The sequence below is a fragment of the Corynebacterium sp. HMSC29G08 genome, from assembly GCF_001806875.1.
Classification (GTDB): domain Bacteria; phylum Actinomycetota; class Actinomycetes; order Mycobacteriales; family Mycobacteriaceae; genus Corynebacterium.
This window is the reverse complement of sequence record NZ_KV786232.1, coordinates 1-1,018: the sequence shown is the minus strand read 5'-3', so window position 1 is coordinate 1,018 and position 1,018 is coordinate 1. Positions and strand designations below refer to the sequence as shown.

Genomic DNA, 1,018 nt, shown 5'->3' with positions numbered 1-1,018 from the left:
GTAACGGTTCTAGCGATCCTGCCGTGCTTCTGTGGGAATTCAGGAATACTTGAGGAACGATAATCAATCCGAAGGGGGAAATACAGTGTTGAAGAAAACGCTAGTAACGCTCGTGGGGGCTGCGCTGATGCTGAGTGCTTGTGTGCCAAGCGGGAAGATCGAATCACTTGGTGGGGCTGCTGAAACTGAGCCGGAAATGGAATCTGTTTCGCCGGAGGGGGAATCTGTAAAGCCGGAAGTGGAATCTTCCGAACCACGCGGCTTCGTATTCGAGTCGGGCTTTCTCGAATTCGGCGACTTCGACCCCTACGCACTTGGCGATAACCTGTTTAACCCCTGCACCGAAATCACCCTAGAAGAATACGCCGCAGCAGGATTTTCAGGAGTTGATCTAGAAAGTGAAGGATGGCCGATTAGGGTACTGAGCTCCTGTTATATTCCAAGTATGGATGAGCAAATAGATCGTGCAATCGTTACTTCCTACGACAACGGCAACACCACCCGCGAAATGATTGAAATGCAAGGCCTACTGCTCCCCCAGTACAGATCTGAATTAATCCCCGAGCTGTTCGCGTTTGCTGCTAACAACCACGACCCACGTTTCTGCTTCGTCCAGGTAGACACGGTACGAGGCGGATTCGGGGCTTCTGCCGGAGGATTTGCACAAGACATAACTCAGGCAGAGATGTGCGAGCTCTCAATTCAGATCTTCGAGCAGCTCTTCTTGGAATTCGGCACCAGTGATGTCCACTAAAGTGTGCACGCAAAAAGGGTTCCATTCTTCACAGCAACGTATTAGGGTTTTCTTCCAGCACGTAGATTTATTCACAAAGGGGGGTTATTGTGACGCAACACGTATACCTAGACACAGACGCTCTATCAACAGGCATCAAACTGCTAAAAGACGAGGCGAGGTCTTTTGCTCGGCCGACGAAGGACGTAGTAAGAAATGGCCTTGCCACGTTTTCCAATATCACTGGGTATTGGGGTTGCCCGCAAATCGTGGACACGTAGTGGA

Annotated in this window: 2 protein-coding genes; both read left to right on the top strand. The window is 50.5% G+C overall.

Annotated features, from left to right (window positions below; translation table 11 throughout):
* The first annotated feature begins 31 nt into the window (after positions 1 to 31).
* Entirely contained in the window at positions 32 to 754 is a 723-nt protein-coding gene (locus tag HMPREF3101_RS04060) for a hypothetical protein (protein WP_141737354.1), read from the top strand.
* Positions 755 to 843: 89 nt separating this feature from the next.
* The gene (locus tag HMPREF3101_RS12085; protein ID WP_168160158.1) at positions 844 to 1,014 is read left to right on the top strand and encodes a hypothetical protein; all 171 of its coding nucleotides are present in this window, start codon (positions 844 to 846) and stop codon (positions 1,012 to 1,014) included.
* The last annotated feature ends 4 nt before the right edge of the window (positions 1,015 to 1,018 follow it).